We start from the raw sequence: 21,830 nt of genomic DNA, 5'->3' as shown, positions 1-21,830 counted from the left end.
TACAGGTATGAAAAAATTATCATTTTTACTGATTGGCTGTATCCTGCTCAGTCTGGGTGCAGTGCAGGCGCAACGTTATGCCGTAATAGATACCAAGTATATTTTAAACAAAATGCCCGAATATGTTCAGGCAAATAAACAAATTCAACTGATTAGTGAGCAGTGGCAAAAAGAAATAGATGATAAACAGGCTGCACTGGATCAGATGTATAAAAATTATGCCGCTGAACAGGTAATGTTAAGCGATGAACTAAAAAATAAACGCGAAGCAGAATTGTTTAATAAAGAAAAAGAGGTACGTGATTTGCAGAAAAAAAGGTTCGGTTATGATGGAGATGTGTTTAAAGAACGCCAACGATTGATAAAGCCAATTCAAGACAAAGTATACAATGCCATTCAAAAAATTGCTGTTGAAAAAGCTTATGATTTTGTTCTGGATAAAAGTGAAGGAATTACCGTTATATTTGTCGACCCAAAATTAGATAAGAGTGATGATGTACTTCGCGAACTGGGTATAAAACCTTAAAATAACACAAACAAAAAACAATCTATAAAACAAAAAAAATGAAGAAAGCAATAGTATTATTTACCGCCCTTGGTTTGAGTATGGTAATGGTGGGCACTACAATGGCCCAAAACATTAAAATTGGTATTTTCGATGAACAAAATGTTTTGGCATTAATGCCCGGTATTCAAAAAGTAGATACGCTTTTGAATCAATACATGACCGATTCGCTGAATGTACAAAGAGATTATGCCATTAGCGAGTTTAAAAGAAAAGACAGTATTTACAAAGCAGATTCTGCCCGTATGAATTCCAGTATGAAATCAATTATGCAGAAAGATTTGGCTGATCAGTTTGCCAAACTCCAAAACTGGCAGCAATACCAAAACCAAATGATGCAACAAAAACAACAGCAATTATTGCAGCCATATTATGATATAATTGGAAAGGCTTTTCAGACTGTAATGGCAGAGCAAAAATATAATTATGTATTTAAACCCGATGCACTGTTGTATGCTGAAAAATCGGAGGAATTAACATTACGTGTACTGGCTAAAATGAAAATTCCTTTACCCAAAGAACTGGAAGACCAAATAAAAGCGTTGGGTATTAGTACTTCAGGTGGAACAACACCCTCTAAAGCACCTGTGAAACACTAAAAATATTTTAAACATCAATAAAGAAGCATCCGCAGCATGAAAAGGTCGGATGCTTTCTTATTTTTGAGCTATGCTAACACAGAAGGGTCCAATTGGCGTATTCGACAGTGGTTATGGCGGGTTAACTGTTTTAAAAGAAGTAACTGCTTTATTGCCGCAATATGATTATATCTATTTGGGTGATAATGCCAGAACTCCGTATGGTTCACGCAGTTTTGAAACGGTTTATCATTATACCCTGCAATGTGTAGAGTGGTTTTTTGCCCGGGGTTGTTCGTTGGTGATTGTAGCATGTAATACAGCATCTGCTAAGGCATTGCGTACCATTCAGCAAAAAAATCTACCGGTTATTGGGGCTAATAAACGTGTGTTGGGTGTCATCAGGCCTTCAGCCGAAGTTATTGGATCATTTTCCAAAACTGGGCATATCGGTATAATGGGTACCCAGGGAACGGTATCATCACAATCTTATCCACTCGAAATTAAAAAATTTTTTCCCGAAGTGAAGGTTTGGCAACAGGCCTGTCCTATGTGGGTACCACTGATCGAAAATAACGAACACCTTAATGCCGGCGCCGATTATTTTGTTACTAAATACACGCAACAATTATTGGCGCAAAGTGCAGCTATTGATACGGTTTTACTAGCCTGCACGCATTATCCGCTATTGTTCAATAAAATTAAAGCCGCATTACCGCCACATATTCAGGTAATTGTGCAAGGTGGAATTGTAGCCAAAAGTTTGCAGAACTACTTAATGCGACATCCTGAAATGGATGAAAAATGCACCAAAAATGGCAGTAAATCTTTTTTTACTACGGATGATTCAAAAAATTTTGAGCAACAGGCCGGGTTATTTTATGGACTACCCATTCAGGCCATGCAGGTAGAAATAGGTTAAAACTGCTTTTGTATACCTCTTTTTCAATAATATTTGCATTCCGCTTCATGTTTTTTTGCATTTGAATGAGCAGAAATAGGCTGAGTTAAAAAAAATTAGGGCAAAAGTTCAAATTTTCGGTCTGTGCCCTTACCTTTGCCATCCTTTCACAAAAGAGTGGTATGGTGGCCACTGTTGAAGTTGAAAAATTATTATTGGGTTAGAAAAATAAAATTATTATGAAACGTACATTCCAACCACATAAGCGTCGCCGTAAATCGGTTCACGGTTTTCGCAAACGTATGCAAACTGCTAATGGAAGAAAGGTATTAGCCAGTCGCAGAAGGAAGGGTCGCAAAAAATTAACCGTATCCAGCGAGAAAGGATTAAAATAGTCAATTTCAATTCTATTCATATCTTTAAAAGCCTCACCTTCGGGATGAGGCTTTTTTCATGTACAATTTTTTAAATATGTCGGGCCTTTTTTCATATTCCAAACACGAAAAATTAAAAAGCCGCAAGCAAATTGAGGTTTTGTTTGTGAAAGGTATGCAACTGTACAGTTATCCTTTTAAAATTTTATATCAAATAGCACCACGAACGGGTGATGATGCGGTGTTAAAAGCAGGGGTAACGGTTAGCAGCCGTCATTTCAAAAAGGCGGTACAACGCAATCGGATTAAAAGATTAATGCGTGAAGCATACCGGTTAAATAAAGTTAAACTGCAGCAATTATTGACTGAAAAGCCACACCAACTGTATTTGTTTATTATTTATGTTGGAAAGGAAATGCCCAATCAGCAAAAACTACATTCGGCATCACATAAATTACTGGTTCAATTGTACCAGATTTTGCATGAAATGGATACTAAAAATACTTAGCTGGCCTTTGATTGGGTTGATAAAATTTTATCAATACGTCATATCACCCAATATTGGCCCTAAATGCCGGTATACCCCCACCTGCTCACAATATGCCATTGAGGCATTAAAAAAATATGGCATTTTTAAAGGTGGTTGGCTTTCTATTAAACGTATCAGTTCATGCCATCCCTGGGGTGGCCATGGCCATGATCCAGTACCTTAAATTTATTTTACCGTTGGTGGTGCCGTTAAGGCTTTTAATTTTGTAAGCTTTTCCCTTATTTCATTTAAAGTATAAAAACGGTATACTTCCGGTTCTTTATCGCCTACTTTTTCAATCGAGGCCATTCTGTGAAAAGGAGGCACTACAAAAGCATCCATATTCGCTGTAATTTTTACAATATTACTTGGCGTAACAAAAAAATTGCGATTGGCTGCACTTACATTTTTACCTTCAATCAGTTGGCTCAATGAGTCAATTCCTCTTTCAATGGTTTCCTGTTTAATGGTATCTACTTTAGTTTTAGGTGCACTATAATTTTGATAAGCCCCTGCAATAGTATCCTTTCTTGCATTCAAAATATAATAGCCATTATCATTTACCGAAATGGCAGAGCTTTTACCGTCTTCATCCTTAAGAGTAAGCATTAATGGTCCTGCAACATTAAAGTCAACTGTTTTGTCATTTGAGCCGGCTCCCCCACTAAGGGTAATGGTTTTGGCATCCATATTAACATCTATATTACCGGTGGCTACAATCATTATTTTTTTAGTGTTATTAGTAGAACAAGCTGCCCAAAAAATACCCATTATAGTTATTAATCCAATGTTACGAAGCATACATATATGTTTTAAATTGAAAAATAAAGGCGTTGCTGCAATTTAGGTTAGTTATTATTTTCAGCATAAATTTTTTCAATATCTGCTGCATATTTTTCCATAATAATTTTTCTGCGCAGGCTCATTTTTGGTGTCATTTCACCGGTTTCAATGCTCCATTCAACAGGCAATAATCTAAATTTTTTTATTTGTTCCACATGGTTGAATAACTGGTTGTATTTATCAATTATTTTATTGTAATGTTCCAATACTTTGGGGTTTTCAATAGCCTGTTGATTTGTTGTAAAAGGTATATTATTTTCTTTCATCCATGATTGTAATGTACTGAAACTGGGAACAATAAGTGCTCCAACAAATTTTCTTTCGGGGCCTACCACCAATACCTGTTCAATGAAAGCATTTTCTTTTAATTTATTTTCAATGGGTTGCGGTGCTACATATTTGCCTCCACTGGTTTTAAACAATTCTTTTTTGCGGTCGGTAATTTTTAAAAAAGTTCCATCTTCCCATACACCAATATCTCCGGTATGTAGCCATCCATCAATTACAGCTTCGGCAGTTAAATCGGGGCGTTTATAATAACCAACCATTACACAAGGGCCGGTTACTAAAATTTCACCATCATCTGCCAGTTTCACTTCAATACCATTAATGGGTGGGCCTACTGTGCCAAATTTCATTCCACCTGCAGCTTTCCTGTTTACACAAATTACCGGACTGTTTTCGGTAGGTCCATAGCCCTCATACACGGGAATTTTGGCAGCATTAAAAATGCGTAATAATTTAACCTGACAGGCGGCACCACCTGTTACAATATATTGCACATTGCCTCCCAAAGCAGCACGCCACTTATTAAAAATAAGACGATTGGCTATTGCCAGTTGTGTATTGTACCAAAATCCTTTATTGATTCTATTATCGTATTGTGTACCCAATGATACAGCCCAAAAAAACAACCAACGTTTTATACCGGTTAACTGGTTACCGGTATGCATAATTTTTTCAAAAACTTTTTCTAACAAACGGGGTACCGTTGTAAAACCATCGGGTTGTACTTCTTTTAAATTATCGCCAATAGTTTCTAAACTTTCGGCGTAATAAATAGATATACCACTATACAGGTAAATATAAGTAACCGTTTTTTCAAATATGTGATTGAGTGGTAAAAAGCTTAATACTTTTGTGTGTGGTGCATCTTCAAAAGGGAAACTTTCTTTACTAAACATTACATTGCTGTAAATATTGGTATGGCTCAGCATTACACCCTTTGGGGTACCTGTAGTTCCGGAAGTATAAATGATGGTAGCCAAGTGTGTAGCCGGTATTTGTGCCCGAATTGTTTGTGCCCTTTGCAGGGCTGCATCATCTTTTATCAATAACTCACTCCAATGTCTGGCACCTTCTATTTTGTTAAAAGTGAAAATATTTTTTAATGTAGGAACATTGGGTTGAATAAATTTTATTTTTTCCAATAAATCAACACTACTGATGAAAAGGGTAGTCACTTTTGAATCGTTTAAAATAAATTCAATTTCTAACGGATTGGTTGTGGGATAAAGCGGTACCAAAATGGCTCCTGTTTGCTGAACAGCCAAATCGGTAATAATCCACTCAGGGCGGTTATTACTAATAATGGCTACTTTATCGCTGCCTTCGGGCGTAAAATCATTTCCACTTAAACCGAGTGATAAAAGACCGGCACTTAATTGCAAGGCGGTTTGCTGCACATACTGCGTACTATAGCTGTGCCATTGCCCATTTTCTTTTGCTGCCAGCATGGTTTCTTTTGGAAAATGTTGCAATTGATGGTCTGTTACTTCAAATAATCTTTTGGGTGTTATCATATTGGCAATCGTTATAAACTAAAATATTGCGGTAACGGTGTTTTTAATATTGAACACGATACAAATTAAGTAAACATCGTTAATTAAAAAAACAGGAATGATAGGGGGTGAATAAGAAAATCTATTTTCTTAAATCAATGCTGGCATTTTAATATTAAGTAAGTGTATTATTGATGATAATACTGGCCTAAAGGAATTTTAAAAATACGACTGGCCTGATATTGTTTAAAAGCATCGGCCTGTGCAGTATGTGTTTGCACCCAATTTTGATAATTAACAGGACTGGCAGCAGCACCAAATATCCATTGGTTATAGGCCTCAAACATACCATCTCTTAAAAAGTATTGCCACTGATCGAAAAGGCGGGAGGGAAATTGCTGGTTTAGGCCGCTATTATACCAATCCAAAATAAAACGGGTTCTTACAGCCATTAAATTATCGGGTGTTACACCCGTGGCAATTTGATAAATACTATTTTTTAACACCTGAAAAAAGGCCAATGCAAAAGGTGTTTTTTTATAACCGCTACCCCATTGTTCGGGTTTGTATTGGGTATATAGTTTTTTATAAGCATCTAAAATGGTGCTTTTCATGCTGGCAGTGCGGGTAGTGTAACTTTCCAAATTAATGAATATTTCGCCATAGTACATTACCCACAACAGGTTATCATTGTTTTGTGCATAATACATGGCTGCATTGAAATAGTTGCTGCTGTAATTTGGGTCTGCCTCAATGCCTTTTTCCCAATATTGAATGGCTTTGTCTAATGTTTTATTCATGGCCAACATTTCGCCATATTCATTGTATAATACACCACTATTGGGGAATTTTTTTAAACCTTTTTCATATAAATCGCCAGCCTCTTTGTATTCTGCAATGGCTTTATAGCACATGCCCAATATTTGATAGGCTTGTTCATCGGCACCAGGTTGAGCAATAATTTTTTTGCTGACATTAATGGCGCTGGTATAATCTCTGTTCAAAAAATTAGCGAAGGCCAAATCTTTTTGTATGTCTAAGTTGTTCGGATCTTGCTGTAATGCATTGTTCAGCACCATTACTGCATTATCGTAATCGCCCTGTTGCATTAATTGTTTGCCATCTTTATACAACTGGGCAGCATCCTGGGTTTGCGCCATTGCCATTATTCCCAATAAACCAAAAAAACATAGAAAAACAACATGTTTCATAAAAATACATTTCAGGCTTTGGCGAAAATACACTTATTCATAAATTAAATGTGTTAATAAACCATCGCGTAATTTAGGTTCAAACCAGGTGCTTTTAGGAGGCATTACATTATTGGTATCTGCAATGGTGAATAATTGTTCCATGCTAACAGGAAATAAACTGAACGCCACTTTCATTTCACCACTGTTTACGCGGCTTTCCAATGCTGCCATACCTCTAATGCCACCCACAAAATCAATTCTTTTATCTGTGCGCTGGTCTACAATATTAAATATGGGTTCTAAAATATTTTTTTGCAAAATGCTAATATCTAAAATACCAATGGGGTCAGTATTGAAGCTGCCGGGTTTAGCGGTTAATTGATACCAGTTGCCATTAAGGTACATACCCATTTCGTGCGAAGCGGCAGGTTTCAATGCTTTTTCTCCGACGAGATGAACTGTAAATTTTTTTGATAATGCTGCTAATAAACTTTCCTGTGTATGCCCATTTAAGTCTGATATTACCCTGTTATAATCCATTATCGATAACTGATTAGCCGGGAATAAAGTGGTTAGAAAATAATTGGCGGCTTCAGGTATTTTACCATTGAACGATTGCCTTACTTTGGCAGCAGAAGCAGCCCGGTGGTGGCCATCGGCAATATAAGTTACCGGCACATGTTTTGCGAACAGGTTAGTAATGGTTTCAATAGCATCACCATCGTTAATTACCCAAATGCTGTGTTGCACGGCATCATCGGCCACAAAATCGTACCCGGGTGTTTTAGCGGTGGTCCATTGTGTAATAAAAACATCAATGGCATCAACATTTCGGTAAGCAAGAAATACATTGCCTGTTTGGGCACCTGTAACGGTTATGTGATTAATACGGTCCTGTTCTTTATCGGGCCGCGTAAATTCATGTTTTTTGATGATGTTGTTATCATAATCATCTACTGCACTGGTACAAACCAAGCCGGTTTGGCTTTTGCCATCCATAATTAAACGATAAATGTAATAACAGGGTTTTGATTCATGAAACAGTATTTCTCTTTTCAAAAATGCATCTAAATTTTGTTTGGCTTGCAGATATACTTCCGGTGCATGAACATCTATTTGTTCGGGCAAATCAATTTCACTTTTAGTAATGTGCAGAAAGGAAGCGGGATTGCCTTGTGCTTCAATTTTTGCTTCGGCACTGCTTAATACATCGTAAGGTTTACTGGCCACTTGTTTTGCAAACTGTGGTTGTGGTCTTAAAGCTTTAAAAGGTTGAATAATCGCCATGCTATCGTACTTGTTTAAATGATTTAAAATAATTTAACCGTGTTTTTGTGCAAAATCCTTCGCCAGTTGGCAAAATGCCTGAACACTTTCTAACGGTAAGGCATTATACATGCTTACCCTTAAGCCACCTACAGTTCTGTATCCTTTTACACCAATTATTCCATTTTCGGTGCAGGTTTTTAAAAAAGGCTGCAATAATGCTTCCTCTTTCATAAAAAATACTGCATTCATTAAGCTTCTGTCTTCTTTTGCAATGGCCGTTGTAAAAATGGGTAAACTGTCAATCGTTTGGTATAACAGGTCAGCTTTTTGGCGGCTTCTTGTTTTCATAGCAGCCAATCCACCTTCTGCAACAATCCATCTAAGGGTTAATAATGCTACATAAATAGCAAAAACCGGCGGAGTATTCATGAGCGATTTTGCTTCAATGTGTTTTTGATAGTGCATAATGGGAGGCACCGGCTTTTGTACCGAAGCTGCCCATTCTTTTTTGATGACCACCAATGTTACCCCTGCGGCACCCATGTTTTTTTGTGCACCCGCATAAATGAATGAAAATTGATTAAAGGGCATGGGTCGGCTAAAAATATCGCTGCTCATATCGGCTACTAATGGCAAATTTGTGGGTGGTATTTGATGCCACTGTGTTCCTTCAACCGTATTGTTGGTGGTAATATGCAGGTAATTGGCTTTTTCAGGCAGCGATAAATTTTTAGGAATATACGTATGATTTTTATCTTTAGAAGAAGCTGCAATATGAACATTCCCAAAATAACCCGCCTCCTGTATAGCCTTACTGCCCCAAATGCCGTTATCGCAATAAGCGGCAGTTTCGCCGGGCGATAAAAAATTCATGGGAATTTGCATGAATTGCGTGGTGGCTCCGCCGTGTAAAAACAAAACTTCATAATCATCATTCAACTGCATCAGTTGTTTTACCAACATTTTTGCTTCTTCTAATACTGCTACAAACCAATCGGTACGATGCCCAATTTCAAGGATAGATAAGTCAATGCCATTAAAATCGTGTAAGGCCGCAGCAGCCTGTTCTATTACCGTAGCCGGCAAAATAGAGGGGCCGGAATTAAAATTATGTTTTTTCATGGTTGCTAAAAAAAGTGCTGCAATTTAATCAAATAGCAGCAAAGCAGGCCGTTAATAAATATGCATTAAAAGAGTATTGGGTTTAATCGTGTTCGGTAATGCCGCCGCTAATGATAAATTTCATGGCATCTGCAGCATTTAAATTGCGAATAATACGTACCCGATCTTTTGGAACAATATAGGTTATGCCGCTAATGGCGTAAGAATGTGGCACATATACTACAATATGGTCGGGCAGGTTTAAGCCGGCAGCATCTTTATTGGTAATAAACCCCATTCTCCAAACATCAGTAGCATCTACATTCACCATTACCGGCTTATCAAATTTCTTTTTGTTGCCCGAAAATGCTTCAAAAAAATCTTTTACCGATGAATAAATAAATTTTACACCAGGGGTATGTTCCAAAATAGAATCAAAAGCTTCTACAATTTTAGAGAAAATAAATGAGGAAGAAATACGACCCACTAATAAAACCAAAGTGAGCACTACTATAAAACCAACACCGGGTATACGTTTCAGACTGCCATCGGAATCTACCTTTATTAAACTCGGGAAAATGGCGTGAATAATATTGGGAAGAATGCCATCAATAAAATTAAACAAACTAATAACCAGCCAAATGGTAATACCAATGGGGGCAAGTACGGCAAGCCCTTGTAAGAAATATTTAAAAATATTTCGGAGAAAGAGTTGAAATATCAAGGAAAATCGTTCCTTTTTCATACCACAAGTTTACAATAAATATGCATATAAAAATGCAGGATGCCATTTTACTTTTTTTATTGCCAAAAACGGATAATAACAATGCATCAATTTAGTAAATTCAAATAATTGATGGAAGCGGCATGTCCCTTTTTAGCCGTATCAATTGTTATAAATAGATACACTGCAACTATTCATCATTCATTAAAATTAAAAAGCCATGAAAGAGTTTTTACTAATTTTCAGACACGAAAACGCTACAGGAAAAGTTTCTCCCGAACAAATGCAAATTTGGATGCAGTAACAAATGGAATGGGTAAACAGTATTGCTGCCCAAAACAAGTTTATGAGTGGTACCGGTTTATTGTTTGAAGACGCAAAAGTAGTACATCATAACAAAATGGTTACCAACGGACCATTGGGAGATATTAAAGAAATCCTTGGCGGATTTATTCTCATCAGGGCCGAATCGGCTGAAGAAGCAGCCCAATTTGCAAAAGGTGCGCCGGTATTACAGGGAGAAGGCAATACGGTTGAAGTAAGAGAAATCATGCGGCATTAAACAATGGATATTTACAAACAACCATTATTATTATCTGTTGCTTAGCTATTTGTATCATGCGCATCATACAAATATAAAAAAATTGTTTAATGCTGGTATGTTCACTTTGCCGGTCAGTCACTGAAAAAAATTGTATTCAACAAAAAATGGCCTGTTTACATGTTTAAAATTTATTTTACCCAACAACCTTTATAAACTTATTCTCAATTCAAAAAACTGATAACCGAACATTTATTTGTTCATTCATCCTTCCCCTATACCATTCATGTAAAAATAATATTAAAAAACAGCATAGAAACTTTGGCTACGTTAAAAGTTTCCATAGTTTTGCGGCCGTTATGGAACATGATGAGAGAATAATAGCAAAAGCCCATGAATTGTTTATGCGTTTTGGCGTGCGCAGTATTAGCATGGATGAAATTGCATCGCAATTAGGGATGAGTAAAAAAACCTTATATCAATATTTTACCGATAAAGACCATTTGGTAGAGCAGGTAATTCGTTTAGAAATAAATAGAAATACCAGTTATTGCCATTTGCAATATAACCAAAGCGAAAATGCCATTCATGAAGTGTTTCTGGCCATTGAAATGGTTGAAGAAATGCTGAAAAACATGAACCCGCTGCTTTTGTTTGAGCTGGAAAAATACCATCCCAAAGCTTTTCAGCAATTTTATGAGCATAAAAACAAATTCCTGTTTCAGGTAATTACCAACAATTTAAAAAGAGGAATTGAAGAGGAATTGTACAGGAGTGAATTGCCGGTTGAAATTATGGCAGCCTACAGAATTGAATCAATTTTTTTAATATTCAACCCATCTTTTACACAGGCAACCGGCAAACACAGTTTAGATGAATTGGCTGAGGCCATCACACACCATTTTTTATATGGTATTGCCACTCCTAAAGGTCAAAAACTAATTGCCAAATACCTGCAAAAACGACAAAAACCAATTGCTAAATAAATTTAAAAAATATGAAAAAATAATAAAAAATAATTTATTTAAAATTCTAATTGCAACCTATTCATGATAAAAACAATTGTATGAAGATAAAATATCCGCTACTATGGCTGCTGGCAATCGGCAGTAGTTTTTCTTTAAAAGCACAAAACAATGAACCGATGCATGCTTTTTCATTGCAACAATGCCTTGATTATGCACATAAAAACAATACACAAATTAAAAATGCCTTACTGAATGTGCAAATTCAGCAGCAAATAAACAGGGGTGTTACTTCGGCTGCACTGCCACAAATTAATGGTGGTATTGGTACCAACTATTACCCCAATGTGGCTGTACAAAGTTTTCCCAATTTTATTGCGGCAGCCACTTATGGTGTGTTAGTGCAGGAAGGAGTAAAAAACGGTGCGGGTAACCCTATTGTGCCACCTTCCGACTTTGGTTATGTGCAGGCACAGTTTGGTACACCTTATAATGCCAGTGCCAATGTTTCATTAACCCAAATATTGTTTGATGGACAGGTATTTGTGGGTTTACAAGCCCGTACTACTTCTATCCAATACCAACAAAAAAATGTAGAAGTAACAGAAGAAAATATTAAAGCCAATATTTACAAAGTGTACTATCAATTGGTAGTCAGTAAAACACAAATTAGTTTGTTAGATGCCAATATTGAGCGTTTTCAAAAACTGTTACACGATACACAGGAATTGTATAAAAATGGTTTTGCCGAAAAATTAGATGTAGATAAAACTTCAGTACAATTGGCCAACCTGCAAACAGAAAAACAAAAAACTTTAAACAGTATTGCGGTAGGGTATCTGGGTTTAAAAATGTTAATGGGAATGCCTGTTAAAGACTCATTGATACTAACCGACAATATTAATGACGACATTATAAAAGACAATATTCTCAACGATACCGCTTATCAATACAATAACCGCAAGGATTATCAATACTTAGAATTGGTTAAAAAATTAAACCAATACAATGTTAAACGGTATCAAATGAGTTATTTGCCATCTGTTACATTGTCCGGTTCTTTTGCCAAACAAGCCTACCGTGGCAAATTTGATTTTTTTGATCGAAAGGGCGATTGGTTTACCGCATCGGCCATTGGTTTAAATATCGGTATTCCTATTTTTGACGGATTTGCAAAAGATGCAAAAATTAAACAATCAAGACTTGAATTAAAGCAAACAGATAATTCATTAGATAACTTAAAACTATTTATTGATAATGATGTAAAAACGGCGCAACTCAATTTTGCTTCTGCATTACAAACCCTCAATTTCCAGAAAAAAAATATGGAATTGGCCGAAACAGTATACAACCAAACCAAGAAAAAATATGAAGTGGGTACCGGAAGCAATTCTGAAATTACTGCTGCCGAAACCGATTTAAAAACGGCTCAAACCAACTACATCAGTGCCTTATATGATGCAGTAATAGCAAGAGTAGATTATTTAAAAGCAACCGGAAAACTTTAATTCATTCAAATAAACAAATCATTTATATGCAAAAAATATTTCAATTTTCATTTGTTGTGGGTACATTGGTTTTGATGGCTGCCTGTTCAGGTAAAACCACTTCTACCGAAATTCAAAAAGAAAAACAACAGTTAGCAGATTTAAAAAAGCAACAACAAAAAATTAATCAGCAAATCAGCGATCTGGAAAATAAACTGGCACAAGAGGATACCGCATTGGCTAATAAAGAAAAGGCAAAATTGGTGGTGCTTACAACCGTTACTCCCCAAACATTTATACACTTTATTAATTTACAGGGAAGGGTTGATGCGGTGAATATAGCTTACGTAGCACCAAAAGGTACCGGCGGTGTAGTAAAAGCTTTGTACGTTAAAAAAGGTGACAAAATTCATAAAGGCCAATTGTTATTACAGTTAGATGATGCCATTCCGCAACAAAGCTTTGCAGCAGCACAACAAAATACAGAAACCGTTCAAACACAATTAGCTTTTGCCAAAACATTGTATCAAAAACAAAAAAACTTGTGGGATCAAAATATTGGTACCGAGGTGCAATTAATTACTGCTAAAAATAATGTTGAAAATTTACAAAGCCAGTTGGCCACCTTACAAAAACAGTTGAACATTACCAAGCAACAATTAGATTATACCAAAGTATATGCTGAAATTGATGGGGTTGCCGATGATGTAAATGTGCGAGTTGGCGAGTTGTTTACCGGTTTTTCAGGCACATCTCCACAAATAAAAATTGTAAATACCAACAACTTAAAAGTAACCACACAGGTTCCTGAAAATTATTTGGGGAAAGTAGTTGTAGGCTCTCCGGTAAAAATTATATTGCCCGACATTAATAAAACCATTGATGCAACTATTAGTGTTACGGGTAATTTAATTGATGCCAATAATCGCAGTTTTTTTGCCGAAGCCAAATTGCCTTCCGGTAAAGAGTTTTATCCCAATCAGGTAGCCGTAATTGCCATTCAGGATTATAAAGCCATGAATGCCATTACCGCCCCCATTAATACCATTCAAAATGATGAAAATGGAAAATATGTGTTAGTAGCCGCTAAAGAAGGCAACCGTTTAATTGCTATAAAACGCCACGTTAAAATTGGAATGATGAATAATGATAATGTTGAAATTTTAAGCGGGTTACAGGTAGGTGATCAGATTATTACCGATGGCTACCAAAGTTTGTACGACGGGCAACTAATTACTACACAATTGTAGTACCGTTATAGCTATTGTTAACCTTATACATGCAGCTTTTAAAATATGTTTATGAGTTTATTAGAAGATATCAACAGTAAGTTTAAAGAGTTTGCGCCTACTAGCTGGAGCATTAAAAATAAAACAGCTATTTATTTAATCATGCTCTTTGTTAGTTTGGGTGGTATTTATCAGTTTGTTACTTTACCCAAAGAACAGTTTCCTGATATTGTTATTCCAACCATTTACGTGCAAACCATATATGTAGGTAACTCGCCTAAAGACATCGAAAATTTGGTAACACGCCCCATCGAAAAACAAATAAAGGGCATTACCGGTGCAAAAATTAAAAAATTTACCAGTACATCGCAACAAGATTACTCTGCTATTACTGTTGAGTTTGAAACTGATGTAAAAACAGAAGTGGCACTACAAAAAGTGAAAGATGCGGTAGATAAAGCCAAGCAGGATTTACCCACTGATTTAACACAAGAACCTACCGTTTTAGAAGTGAGTTTTAGCGATCAACCCATTATGTATGTAAACCTTAGCGGCGATTACGATTTACAACAGCTCAAAAAATATGCTGATGATGTAAAAGATGAACTCGAAAATATTCCTCAAATTAATCGGGTAGATGAAGTAGGCGCCCCCGATCGGGAGTTCCAGATTAATGTTGATAACTTCCGCATGCAATCTGCCGGAATTACGTTTGATGATATCAGTAATGCTGTACAACGCGAAAACTTAGATATATCCGGTGGTTTATTGGATGTAGGCAATATGAAGCGTAACCTGCAAATTAAAGGCCAGTTAAAAACCGCTGCAGATATTGCTAAAATTATTGTGCGCAACCAAACCGGTGGCCCTGTTTATTTGAAAGATATTGCTACCATTAAAGATACTACTAAAGAAAGTGAAAGCTTTGCCCGATTAGATGGTAAAAATGTAATTACATTAAACATCATTAAACGTTCCGGCGAAAACCTGATTGAAACCAGTGATGCTGTGAAAGCAGTAGTAGAAAAAATGAAAGGAACTGTATTACCCAAAGATTTAAAAGCAGTGGTTACAGGCGATCAAAGTATTAAAACAAGAAGTTCTTTTAATGATTTGGTTAACTCTATTGTAATTGGATTTGTATTGGTGTTAATAGTGTTGATGTTTTTTATGGGTGTCGTCAATGCCTTTTTCGTTGCCCTATCTGTTCCACTAAGTATGTTTGTGGCATTTGTATTCCTGCCCGGCGCCGACTTAATTGTAGGCTCGCATGTAACCTTAAACTTTATTGTATTGTTTGCATTACTGTTTGGGTTGGGAATTATTGTAGATGATGCGATTGTGGTAATTGAAAATACCCATCGTATTTTTATGCAGGGGAAAGGTAAAATACCCATACAAACTTCAGCACGTATGGCTGCCGGCGAAGTGTTTGTACCCGTGCTTGCAGGAACACTTACCACTTTGGCACCATTTTTTCCTTTATTATTCTGGCCGGGTATTATTGGTAAGTTCATGATTTATTTACCCACCATGCTCATTTTTACCTTAGCAGCTTCATTGGTGGTAGCATTTATTATGAACCCCGTTTTTGCGGTCGATTTTATGAATCATCCTGAAGATGAAGTAAAGCCTCCTAAAAAAGATTTTTTTAAGAAAACTTCTTTCTGGGTAGCAATAGCCATTGGTATTTTGTTAGATATTGCAGGATTAACTTTCTTCGGTAACCTGTTGCTATTCTTCATGATTTTGGTTGTATTAAACAGGTTTGTGTTAGATGATGCCATTCATTATTTCCAGAATTATGGATTGCCCTGGATCATGAATCATTATGAAACTTTATTACGCTGGGCATTGCATGGATGGCGTCCTGTAAAATTGTTATTGGTTACTTTCGGTTTATTAATTGTGGCAGTAGTAGGTTTTGCTATTGCTATTAGTACCAGTCATGTGGGTATTACATTCTTCCCGAAAGGAGATCCCAACCAAATTTATGTTTATCTGAAATTGCCGGTGGGTACCAATGTGTTGTATACCGACTCCATTACCCGTGTATTGGAAGGAAGGGTGAATAAAGTTTTGGGCATAGATGAAGCAAAAGGCAAAACCAATCCTATTGTTGAAAGTGTGATAAGTAATGTGGCAGTTGGTGCCAGTGACCCCATGAGTGGCGATAGAAGTACCAGAAGTGAATTGGGCAGAATTCAGGTTTCTTTTGTTGAATATGAAAAACGACATGGTGTTTCTACTGCACCTTATTTAGACCAGATTAGGTCTGTAATGAAAGGAATACCCGGTGCCGAAATTACGGTTGATCAGGAAAGCTCCGGCCCGCCTACCGATCCGCCCATTAATATTGAAATTGCCTGCGAAAATTTCGATAACTTAATTGGAACAGCCACTTCGCTAAAAAATTATTTAGATTCTATTCAGGTGCCAGGTGTGGAAGAATTAAAAATGGATGTTGATTTAAAAAATCCTGAATTAACGCTTACCATTAATCGCGACCGAGCTTTAACAGAAGGGGTTTCTACTGCACAAATTGGCCAGCAAATCCGAACTTCTTTATTTGGAAAAGAAGTATCAAAAATTAAAGAGGGAAAAGATGAATATAAAATTCAACTGCGTAGCCAGGATTATCAGCGCCAAAATTTAAATGATCTATTGAATATGCGCATCTCCTTCCGCGATATGGCAGCAGGTGGCGCCGTAAAAAATATTCCCATTAGTGCATTGGTAAAAGTAGAACCTACCACTACTTTGGGTAGTGTTAAACGGAAAGATCAGAAACGGTTAATTACCCTTCGCTCTAATGTATTAATCAATCAGGGTTATGATGCAACGGGCGTAAATCAGGTAATTAAAAAATACATTGACCAGTTTAAACCCAAAGTACCGGCAGGTGTTACCATTAAACAAACCGGAGAGGGAGAACAACAAGCCGAAACCGGTGTATTTTTAAGTAAAGCTTTATTAATAGCATTGGGGCTTATTTTAATTATTTTGGTACTACAATTTAATAGCGTTAGTAAACCCGTTATTATATTAACAGAAATTGTGTTTAGTGTAATAGGTGTTTTACTCGGCTTTGCAATATCTGGTTTGCAGGTATCTGTTGTAATGACAGGATTGGGTATTGTTGGCCTTGCAGGTATTGTGGTAAAAAATGGAATTCTGGTAATAGAATTTGCCGATGAACTAAGAGGCCGTGGTATGAAGACAAGAGAAGCAGTGATTGCTGCAGGAAAAACCCGTATTATACCTGTATTGCTTACTGCATTGGCTGCCATCCTTGCATTTATTCCTATTGCAGTTGGATTTAATATCAATTTCATTACTTTATTTTCTGAATTAAATCCTCATATCTTTTTTGGAGGTGATAATGTTGTGTTCTGGAAGCCATTGTCATGGACCATTATTTTTGGTTTGGCATTTGCATTCTTTATGACGCTTGTAATTGTACCTTCCATGTATTTAATAGCAGAACGTTTACGCAAGCCCATGCGCAGAATGTTTGGTGGAAAATGGATTAGCTTTTTGGCCATTCCACCTTTTACCATCATCTTCCTGTTATTGATTTTAATTACTTTATACAATCACAGAAAGCATGTTCAAAAAAGAAAGGGCCTGCAATTGAAACATGTAAATGAAGCTTTTATAGGAAGCTGGTTTTAAAACCTAAAGTTTTTCACAAAAGGCCGCTATGATATTTTCATAACGGCTTTTTTGTTTTTTATTTCTATTCAAAATACAGCAAAACCTTTTGTATTTTCACACAAAATTTTTGGTATGATTCAAAATCATGAAATTGACTATAGGATTATTGGTGAAGAAATGCAATATGTTGAGGTAGAATTAGATCCCAATGAAACCGCAGTTGCTGAACCCGGTGCCTTTATGATGATGGAAGATGGTATTATCATGCAAACTATTTTTGGAGATGGCAGTAACCAGAATAACGGATTGTTAGGCAAATTATTTTCGGCCGGGAAGCGCATGCTTGTGGGTGAGAATCTGTTTATGACTGCCTACACAAATGTTAGTGCCGGGGAAAAGCATGTAAGCTTTGCTGCACCTTACCCCGGCAAAATTATTCCTCTCGATCTTAATCGATTGGGCAACAAAGTAATTTGCCAGAAAGATGCATTTCTCTGTGCAGCCAAAGGGGTAAGTATTGGCATTGAGTTTCAAAGAAAATTAGGAACGGGTTTGTTTGGCGGGGAAGGATTTATAATGGAAAAATTAGAAGGTGACGGTATGGCCTTTGTACATGCATGCGGACATGTTGAACAAAAAGAGTTGCAACCCGGCGAGTTACTTAAAATAGATACAGGTTGTATTGTTGGGTTTACTGCAACTGTTCAATACGACATTCAATTTGTAGGAGGTATTAAAAATACATTATTTGGCGGTGAGGGGGTTTTCTTTGCCACACTCAGGGGGCCGGGAACCGTATGGATACAAACTTTGCCAATTAGCCGCCTGGCCGGCCGCATTTTACAATACGCAACTTTTAAAAGGAAAGAAGAAGGAAGTGTACTCGGCGGTCTGGGTAATTTATTAGATGGCGATGGCTGGTAAAATTATTGTTATGGTTGATGATATTCAACAAGCATTGGTACAAACCTGTCTGTTTTACTGGCAGGAAAATGTAAAGAAAACGGAGTATTGCTTTACCTTATTGTCTGAACAACAGGTTTGGCAGCAATACAATACCGTTAGTAACAGTATTGGCAATCTGGTATTGCATCTTTGCGGAAACATCAGCCAATATATACTGGCAACTTTAGGAGCGCAGGGTTTTCAACGCAATAGGAATGCAGAGTTTGAGCAAAAACCTCAATTATCTAAAGCGGCATTGTTAAAGCAATTGAATGCGGTTTTAGAGGCAGCCGTTCAAATAGCAAATAATTGTTCCTCTGATTGCCTGTTGAAAAACTATTCTGTTCAAATTTATGAAATGAGTGGCATTGCCATTCTTGTTCATGTAACCGAACATTTTTCTTATCATACCGGTCAAATTGCTTTGTTAACCAAACAAATGACCGGAAAAGATCTGGGTTTTTATGCTTTCTTAACTTAAAACATATATCTTTTTCTTTTCTCAACATCATGTTGCATGGCTCAAATGGGAATGACTGAAATGTATTAAATTTATGCCTGATGAAAAAGATAAATGCAATAATAATTCTGTGTTGGATGCTACTGCCCATTGCAATAATGGCACAGCGCAAAAAAGATACCCTTGCTTTACATACTGATTCAGCTCAGCAAATATATATTCAGCAACAAGCCAATCAATTGAAACAAATTGAATTAGAAAGGCAAGCCGATTCTTTAAAAAAAATAAACCTCATTCTTGCGTTACAAAATTTTTCCGCCACCAATACACAACAAAAACAAGCCTTGCAGCAGCAACTGGATGTTTTGAAACAAAAAGACAGCCTTCGTGTGGCCGTGCAAAAACAAAAAATTGATTCATTAAAAAAAATAATGCATGGTTATGTTGTAGCTCCTTTTGGTGATACCTTGTTTACTGTTTATACTTCATTAGGTAGTTTTTCTGCTGCCGACAGAGCAAATGCTATTAACAATCGAATTCAGGCATTGGCCGATAATTATAATTTTGCTGTTGATTCGCTAAGTATTGTGGATAATGAAAGTACGGTAGATATAGTGTTTCATGATTTAGTATTGATGAGTATTACAGAAAATGATGCGTTATGGGAGAATATGGGTAAACTGCAATTGGCAAATTCTTATTGGTTAAAAATTAAAACTGCCATTCAGAATTATCGCCAGGAAACAAGTTGGCAAAATATTCTTAAGCAAATTATTCTGGCATTAATTGTAATTGTTGTATTGATATTTGTAGTACATTATGTTATAAAATTATTTGTAAAAATTGAAACAAATATTGCTTCAACGCATCATGCACGGATTCAAGGTGTTAAAATAAAAAATTATGAATTACTTTCTGTTGAACAGGAAATAAATCTGATTAAGTCTGCGCTGCGTATTATAAAATGGATCATCATTTTCATCGCAATTTATCTTGCATTTCCGTTAGTGTTTGGAATTTTTCCATGGACAAAAACAATAGCTACAAAATTATTATCCTATTTTGTTGATCCGTTAAAAAGAATTTTACTTGGTATTTGGGATTATTTGCCCAACTTAATCACCATTATAGTCATACTGTTTGTATTTAGATTGGTTTTAAAAGGCATTCGTTATCTTAAAAACGAAATTGAAAAGGGCGCTTTATCTATTCCGGGTTTTTATGCAGATTGGGCAAACCCTTCTTATCAAATTGTACGTATTCTTTTGTTTGCTTTTTTGCTTATTGTAATTTTTCCCTATCTGCCGGGTTCAAATAGCCCGGTATTCAGAGGCGTTTCAGTTTTTTTGGGTGTGTTATTTACATTTGGATCCTCCGGTTCGCTCAGTAATATTATTGCAGGGTTGGTATTAACTTATATGCGCTCATTTAAATTGGGCGATCGTACTCGAATTGCAGATGTTACAGGCGATGTGATTGAAAAAACCTTGTTGGTTACACGCATTAGAACCATTAAAAATGAAATAATTTCTATTCCCAATGCTACTATTTTAAATAGCCATACCATTAATTACAGCAGCGATGCGCCGGAACGAGGTTTAATTGTGCATACAACCATTACCATTGGGTATGATACTCCATGGCGTCAGGTGCATGCTTTATTAATTAAAGCTGCATTAGCTACAACGTATGTTGAAAAAAATCCGGAACCTTTTGTATTGCAAACTTCGTTGAATGACTTTTATGTAAGTTATCAGATTAATGCCTACACGAAACAACCCAATAAGCAGGCAGAATTATATTCCCTTTTGCACGCCAATATACAAGATACTTTTAATGAAGCAGGCGTAGAAATTATGTCGGCGCATTATACCAATTTGCGAGATGGAAATCAGACCACTATCCCTTCTGATTATCTGCCTGATAATTATACTGCACCAGGTTTTAAAGTAAATACTGAAAAAATGAATCCGGATAATGCTAAAAATAAATCATAAATCGGGTAGAATTGCTATTCAGCATTTTTATAACTTTCTATTGAACTAAAGCCTAATTTCGTTGGCACAAAGTTGGTATGTACTATGGACCGTTTGACCCAAAAAATTTCTGCAACCGGCTATTTTTCTGAAAATAGTTTACAGGCTTTTTTACAACAATGGCAACAATGGAAATTGCCCAAGGATTATTTACTGCTAAAAGAAGGCATTGTTTCAGATTATATTTATTTTGTATCTTCCGGTTTGGCCCGTATTTATTATTTTAAACATGGCAAAGAAATTACCGAATGGCTGGCCATGGATGGTACTTTTTTTCTTTCTATTACCAGTTTTTTTAAACGTACACCCAGCAAACTGAATATCCATACCATTGAGCCATCTGTTATCATGGGTATACATCATGATGATTTGATGCGTTTGTGCGATGAATACCATGATGTGGAACGCTGGCTGCGTAAATTGTTAACCCGCTCATTGATTTCTTCTCAGCAAAGAATGGATGCCATACAATTTGAAACCGCCTTACATCGTTACCGGCGTTTGGCTGATGAGCATCCTACTATTTTGCAGCGGGTACCATTATCTTATATCGCTTCATTCTTAGGTATTACGCAGGAAACACTGAGCCGTATTAGGGCGCATCGTTAGTTTTTTGATAATTATCAATGAAAGGTGTTCACATTGGTATGAA

General features: G+C 36.4%; 21 protein-coding genes. 15 read left to right on the top strand and 6 right to left on the bottom strand.

Annotated elements, in window-relative coordinates; genetic code table 11:
* Positions 1-7: 7 nt before the first annotated feature.
* From EO766_RS07770 to yidD, 6 genes are all read left to right on the top strand, one after another.
* Positions 8-526 carry an OmpH/Skp family outer membrane protein gene (locus tag EO766_RS07770; protein ID WP_068243730.1) on the top strand — a complete coding sequence of 173 codons (519 nt, stop codon included), beginning with the start codon at positions 8-10 and terminating at the stop codon, positions 524-526.
* A gap of 38 nt (positions 527-564) precedes the next feature.
* Positions 565-1,164, top strand: coding sequence for an OmpH/Skp family outer membrane protein (locus tag EO766_RS07765; RefSeq protein ID WP_081298705.1), 600 nt, complete (start codon positions 565-567; stop codon positions 1,162-1,164).
* 70 nt (positions 1,165-1,234) lie between these two features.
* Entirely contained in the window at positions 1,235-2,065 is an 831-nt protein-coding gene (murI, locus tag EO766_RS07760) for a glutamate racemase (RefSeq protein WP_074419625.1), read from the top strand.
* 218 nt (positions 2,066-2,283) lie between these two features.
* Positions 2,284-2,439, top strand: coding sequence for a 50S ribosomal protein L34 (gene rpmH, locus EO766_RS07755; protein WP_074419624.1), 156 nt, complete (start codon positions 2,284-2,286; stop codon positions 2,437-2,439).
* 76 nt (positions 2,440-2,515) lie between these two features.
* Complete coding sequence (rnpA, locus tag EO766_RS07750; RefSeq protein WP_074419627.1) at positions 2,516-2,926, top strand: ribonuclease P protein component; 411 nt, start codon at positions 2,516-2,518, stop codon at positions 2,924-2,926.
* Positions 2,901-3,131, top strand: coding sequence for a membrane protein insertion efficiency factor YidD (gene yidD / locus EO766_RS07745; RefSeq protein WP_074419623.1), 231 nt, complete (start codon positions 2,901-2,903; stop codon positions 3,129-3,131). Before rnpA ends, yidD begins: the two co-directional genes overlap by 26 nt.
* Positions 3,132-3,133: 2 nt before the next feature.
* Here yidD and EO766_RS07740 read toward each other — a convergent pair whose 3' ends face one another.
* From EO766_RS07740 to EO766_RS07715, 6 genes are all read right to left on the bottom strand, one after another.
* Positions 3,134-3,748 (bottom strand): hypothetical protein, encoded by a 615-nt coding sequence (locus tag EO766_RS07740; RefSeq protein ID WP_074419622.1) that lies wholly within the window; start codon positions 3,746-3,748, stop codon positions 3,134-3,136.
* A 47-nt stretch (positions 3,749-3,795) separates the two neighbouring features.
* The gene (locus EO766_RS07735) at positions 3,796-5,592 is read right to left on the bottom strand and encodes an AMP-dependent synthetase/ligase (protein WP_074420139.1); all 1,797 of its coding nucleotides are present in this window, start codon (positions 5,590-5,592) and stop codon (positions 3,796-3,798) included.
* A gap of 167 nt (positions 5,593-5,759) precedes the next feature.
* Positions 5,760-6,782 carry a tetratricopeptide repeat protein gene (locus tag EO766_RS07730; protein WP_074420140.1) on the bottom strand — a complete coding sequence of 341 codons (1,023 nt, stop codon included), beginning with the start codon at positions 6,780-6,782 and terminating at the stop codon, positions 5,760-5,762.
* Positions 6,783-6,815: 33 nt separating this feature from the next.
* On the bottom strand, positions 6,816-8,051 hold the full coding sequence (locus tag EO766_RS07725) for a DUF1015 domain-containing protein (protein WP_074420803.1): 1,236 nt from the start codon (positions 8,049-8,051) through the stop codon (positions 6,816-6,818).
* A gap of 33 nt (positions 8,052-8,084) precedes the next feature.
* Positions 8,085-9,155, bottom strand: a complete 1,071-nt coding sequence (serC, locus tag EO766_RS07720; RefSeq protein ID WP_074420802.1) for a 3-phosphoserine/phosphohydroxythreonine transaminase — start codon at positions 9,153-9,155, stop codon at positions 8,085-8,087.
* Positions 9,156-9,237: 82 nt separating this feature from the next.
* Complete coding sequence (locus EO766_RS07715; RefSeq protein WP_074420801.1) at positions 9,238-9,879, bottom strand: DUF502 domain-containing protein; 642 nt, start codon at positions 9,877-9,879, stop codon at positions 9,238-9,240.
* Positions 9,880-10,165: 286 nt separating this feature from the next.
* Here EO766_RS07715 and EO766_RS07710 point away from each other — a divergent pair, with 286 nt between their 5' ends.
* The 9 genes from EO766_RS07710 to EO766_RS07670 all read left to right on the top strand — a co-directional run bounded on the left by EO766_RS07710 (position 10,166) and on the right by EO766_RS07670 (position 21,787).
* On the top strand, positions 10,166-10,420 hold the full coding sequence (locus EO766_RS07710; RefSeq protein ID WP_287100835.1) for a YciI family protein: 255 nt from the start codon (positions 10,166-10,168) through the stop codon (positions 10,418-10,420).
* A gap of 338 nt (positions 10,421-10,758) precedes the next feature.
* A complete protein-coding gene (locus EO766_RS07705; RefSeq protein WP_074420800.1) occupies positions 10,759-11,385 on the top strand; it encodes a TetR/AcrR family transcriptional regulator in 627 nt (208 codons plus the stop codon).
* A gap of 80 nt (positions 11,386-11,465) precedes the next feature.
* Complete coding sequence (locus EO766_RS07700; RefSeq protein ID WP_287100834.1) at positions 11,466-12,872, top strand: TolC family protein; 1,407 nt, start codon at positions 11,466-11,468, stop codon at positions 12,870-12,872.
* 26 nt (positions 12,873-12,898) lie between these two features.
* Entirely contained in the window at positions 12,899-14,101 is a 1,203-nt protein-coding gene (locus EO766_RS07695) for an efflux RND transporter periplasmic adaptor subunit (protein ID WP_287100833.1), read from the top strand.
* Positions 14,102-14,152: 51 nt separating this feature from the next.
* Positions 14,153-17,755 (top strand): efflux RND transporter permease subunit, encoded by a 3,603-nt coding sequence (locus tag EO766_RS07690; protein WP_287100832.1) that lies wholly within the window; start codon positions 14,153-14,155, stop codon positions 17,753-17,755.
* A 114-nt stretch (positions 17,756-17,869) separates the two neighbouring features.
* The gene (locus tag EO766_RS07685; protein ID WP_074418529.1) at positions 17,870-18,661 is read left to right on the top strand and encodes a TIGR00266 family protein; all 792 of its coding nucleotides are present in this window, start codon (positions 17,870-17,872) and stop codon (positions 18,659-18,661) included.
* A gap of 10 nt (positions 18,662-18,671) precedes the next feature.
* The gene (locus EO766_RS07680; RefSeq protein WP_074418528.1) at positions 18,672-19,163 is read left to right on the top strand and encodes a DinB family protein; all 492 of its coding nucleotides are present in this window, start codon (positions 18,672-18,674) and stop codon (positions 19,161-19,163) included.
* Positions 19,164-19,243: 80 nt separating this feature from the next.
* Positions 19,244-21,139 (top strand): mechanosensitive ion channel family protein, encoded by a 1,896-nt coding sequence (locus EO766_RS07675; RefSeq protein ID WP_287100831.1) that lies wholly within the window; start codon positions 19,244-19,246, stop codon positions 21,137-21,139.
* 84 nt (positions 21,140-21,223) lie between these two features.
* Positions 21,224-21,787 carry a Crp/Fnr family transcriptional regulator gene (locus EO766_RS07670; RefSeq protein WP_074420940.1) on the top strand — a complete coding sequence of 188 codons (564 nt, stop codon included), beginning with the start codon at positions 21,224-21,226 and terminating at the stop codon, positions 21,785-21,787.
* Positions 21,788-21,830 lie beyond the last annotated feature (43 nt).

The organism is Hydrotalea sp. AMD (assembly GCF_004100315.1).
Lineage (GTDB): Bacteria > Bacteroidota > Bacteroidia > Chitinophagales > Chitinophagaceae > Hydrotalea > Hydrotalea flava.
This window is presented reverse-complemented; position numbering and strand designations above follow the sequence as displayed.

Excerpts from the sequence above, each read along its gene's own strand:
- EO766_RS07770 (WP_068243730.1), top strand. The coding sequence starts at position 8 with ATGAAAAAATTATCATTTTTACTGATTGGCTGTATCCTGCTCAGTCTG.
- EO766_RS07765 (WP_081298705.1), top strand. The coding sequence starts at position 565 with ATGAAGAAAGCAATAGTATTATTTACCGCCCTTGGTTTGAGTATGGTA.
- murI (WP_074419625.1), top strand. The coding sequence starts at position 1,235 with ATGCTAACACAGAAGGGTCCAATTGGCGTATTCGACAGTGGTTATGGC.
- rpmH (WP_074419624.1), top strand. The coding sequence starts at position 2,284 with ATGAAACGTACATTCCAACCACATAAGCGTCGCCGTAAATCGGTTCAC.
- rnpA (WP_074419627.1), top strand. The coding sequence starts at position 2,516 with ATGTCGGGCCTTTTTTCATATTCCAAACACGAAAAATTAAAAAGCCGC.
- yidD (WP_074419623.1), top strand. The coding sequence starts at position 2,901 with ATGAAATGGATACTAAAAATACTTAGCTGGCCTTTGATTGGGTTGATA.
- EO766_RS07740 (WP_074419622.1), bottom strand. The coding sequence starts at position 3,748 with ATGCTTCGTAACATTGGATTAATAACTATAATGGGTATTTTTTGGGCA.
- EO766_RS07735 (WP_074420139.1), bottom strand. The coding sequence starts at position 5,592 with ATGATAACACCCAAAAGATTATTTGAAGTAACAGACCATCAATTGCAA.
- EO766_RS07730 (WP_074420140.1), bottom strand. The coding sequence starts at position 6,782 with ATGAAACATGTTGTTTTTCTATGTTTTTTTGGTTTATTGGGAATAATG.
- EO766_RS07725 (WP_074420803.1), bottom strand. The coding sequence starts at position 8,051 with ATGGCGATTATTCAACCTTTTAAAGCTTTAAGACCACAACCACAGTTT.
- serC (WP_074420802.1), bottom strand. The coding sequence starts at position 9,155 with ATGAAAAAACATAATTTTAATTCCGGCCCCTCTATTTTGCCGGCTACG.
- EO766_RS07715 (WP_074420801.1), bottom strand. The coding sequence starts at position 9,879 with ATGAAAAAGGAACGATTTTCCTTGATATTTCAACTCTTTCTCCGAAAT.
- EO766_RS07710 (WP_287100835.1), top strand. The coding sequence starts at position 10,166 with ATGGAATGGGTAAACAGTATTGCTGCCCAAAACAAGTTTATGAGTGGT.
- EO766_RS07705 (WP_074420800.1), top strand. The coding sequence starts at position 10,759 with ATGGAACATGATGAGAGAATAATAGCAAAAGCCCATGAATTGTTTATG.
- EO766_RS07700 (WP_287100834.1), top strand. The coding sequence starts at position 11,466 with ATGAAGATAAAATATCCGCTACTATGGCTGCTGGCAATCGGCAGTAGT.
- EO766_RS07695 (WP_287100833.1), top strand. The coding sequence starts at position 12,899 with ATGCAAAAAATATTTCAATTTTCATTTGTTGTGGGTACATTGGTTTTG.
- EO766_RS07690 (WP_287100832.1), top strand. The coding sequence starts at position 14,153 with ATGAGTTTATTAGAAGATATCAACAGTAAGTTTAAAGAGTTTGCGCCT.
- EO766_RS07685 (WP_074418529.1), top strand. The coding sequence starts at position 17,870 with ATGATTCAAAATCATGAAATTGACTATAGGATTATTGGTGAAGAAATG.
- EO766_RS07680 (WP_074418528.1), top strand. The coding sequence starts at position 18,672 with ATGGTTGATGATATTCAACAAGCATTGGTACAAACCTGTCTGTTTTAC.
- EO766_RS07675 (WP_287100831.1), top strand. The coding sequence starts at position 19,244 with ATGAAAAAGATAAATGCAATAATAATTCTGTGTTGGATGCTACTGCCC.
- EO766_RS07670 (WP_074420940.1), top strand. The coding sequence starts at position 21,224 with ATGGACCGTTTGACCCAAAAAATTTCTGCAACCGGCTATTTTTCTGAA.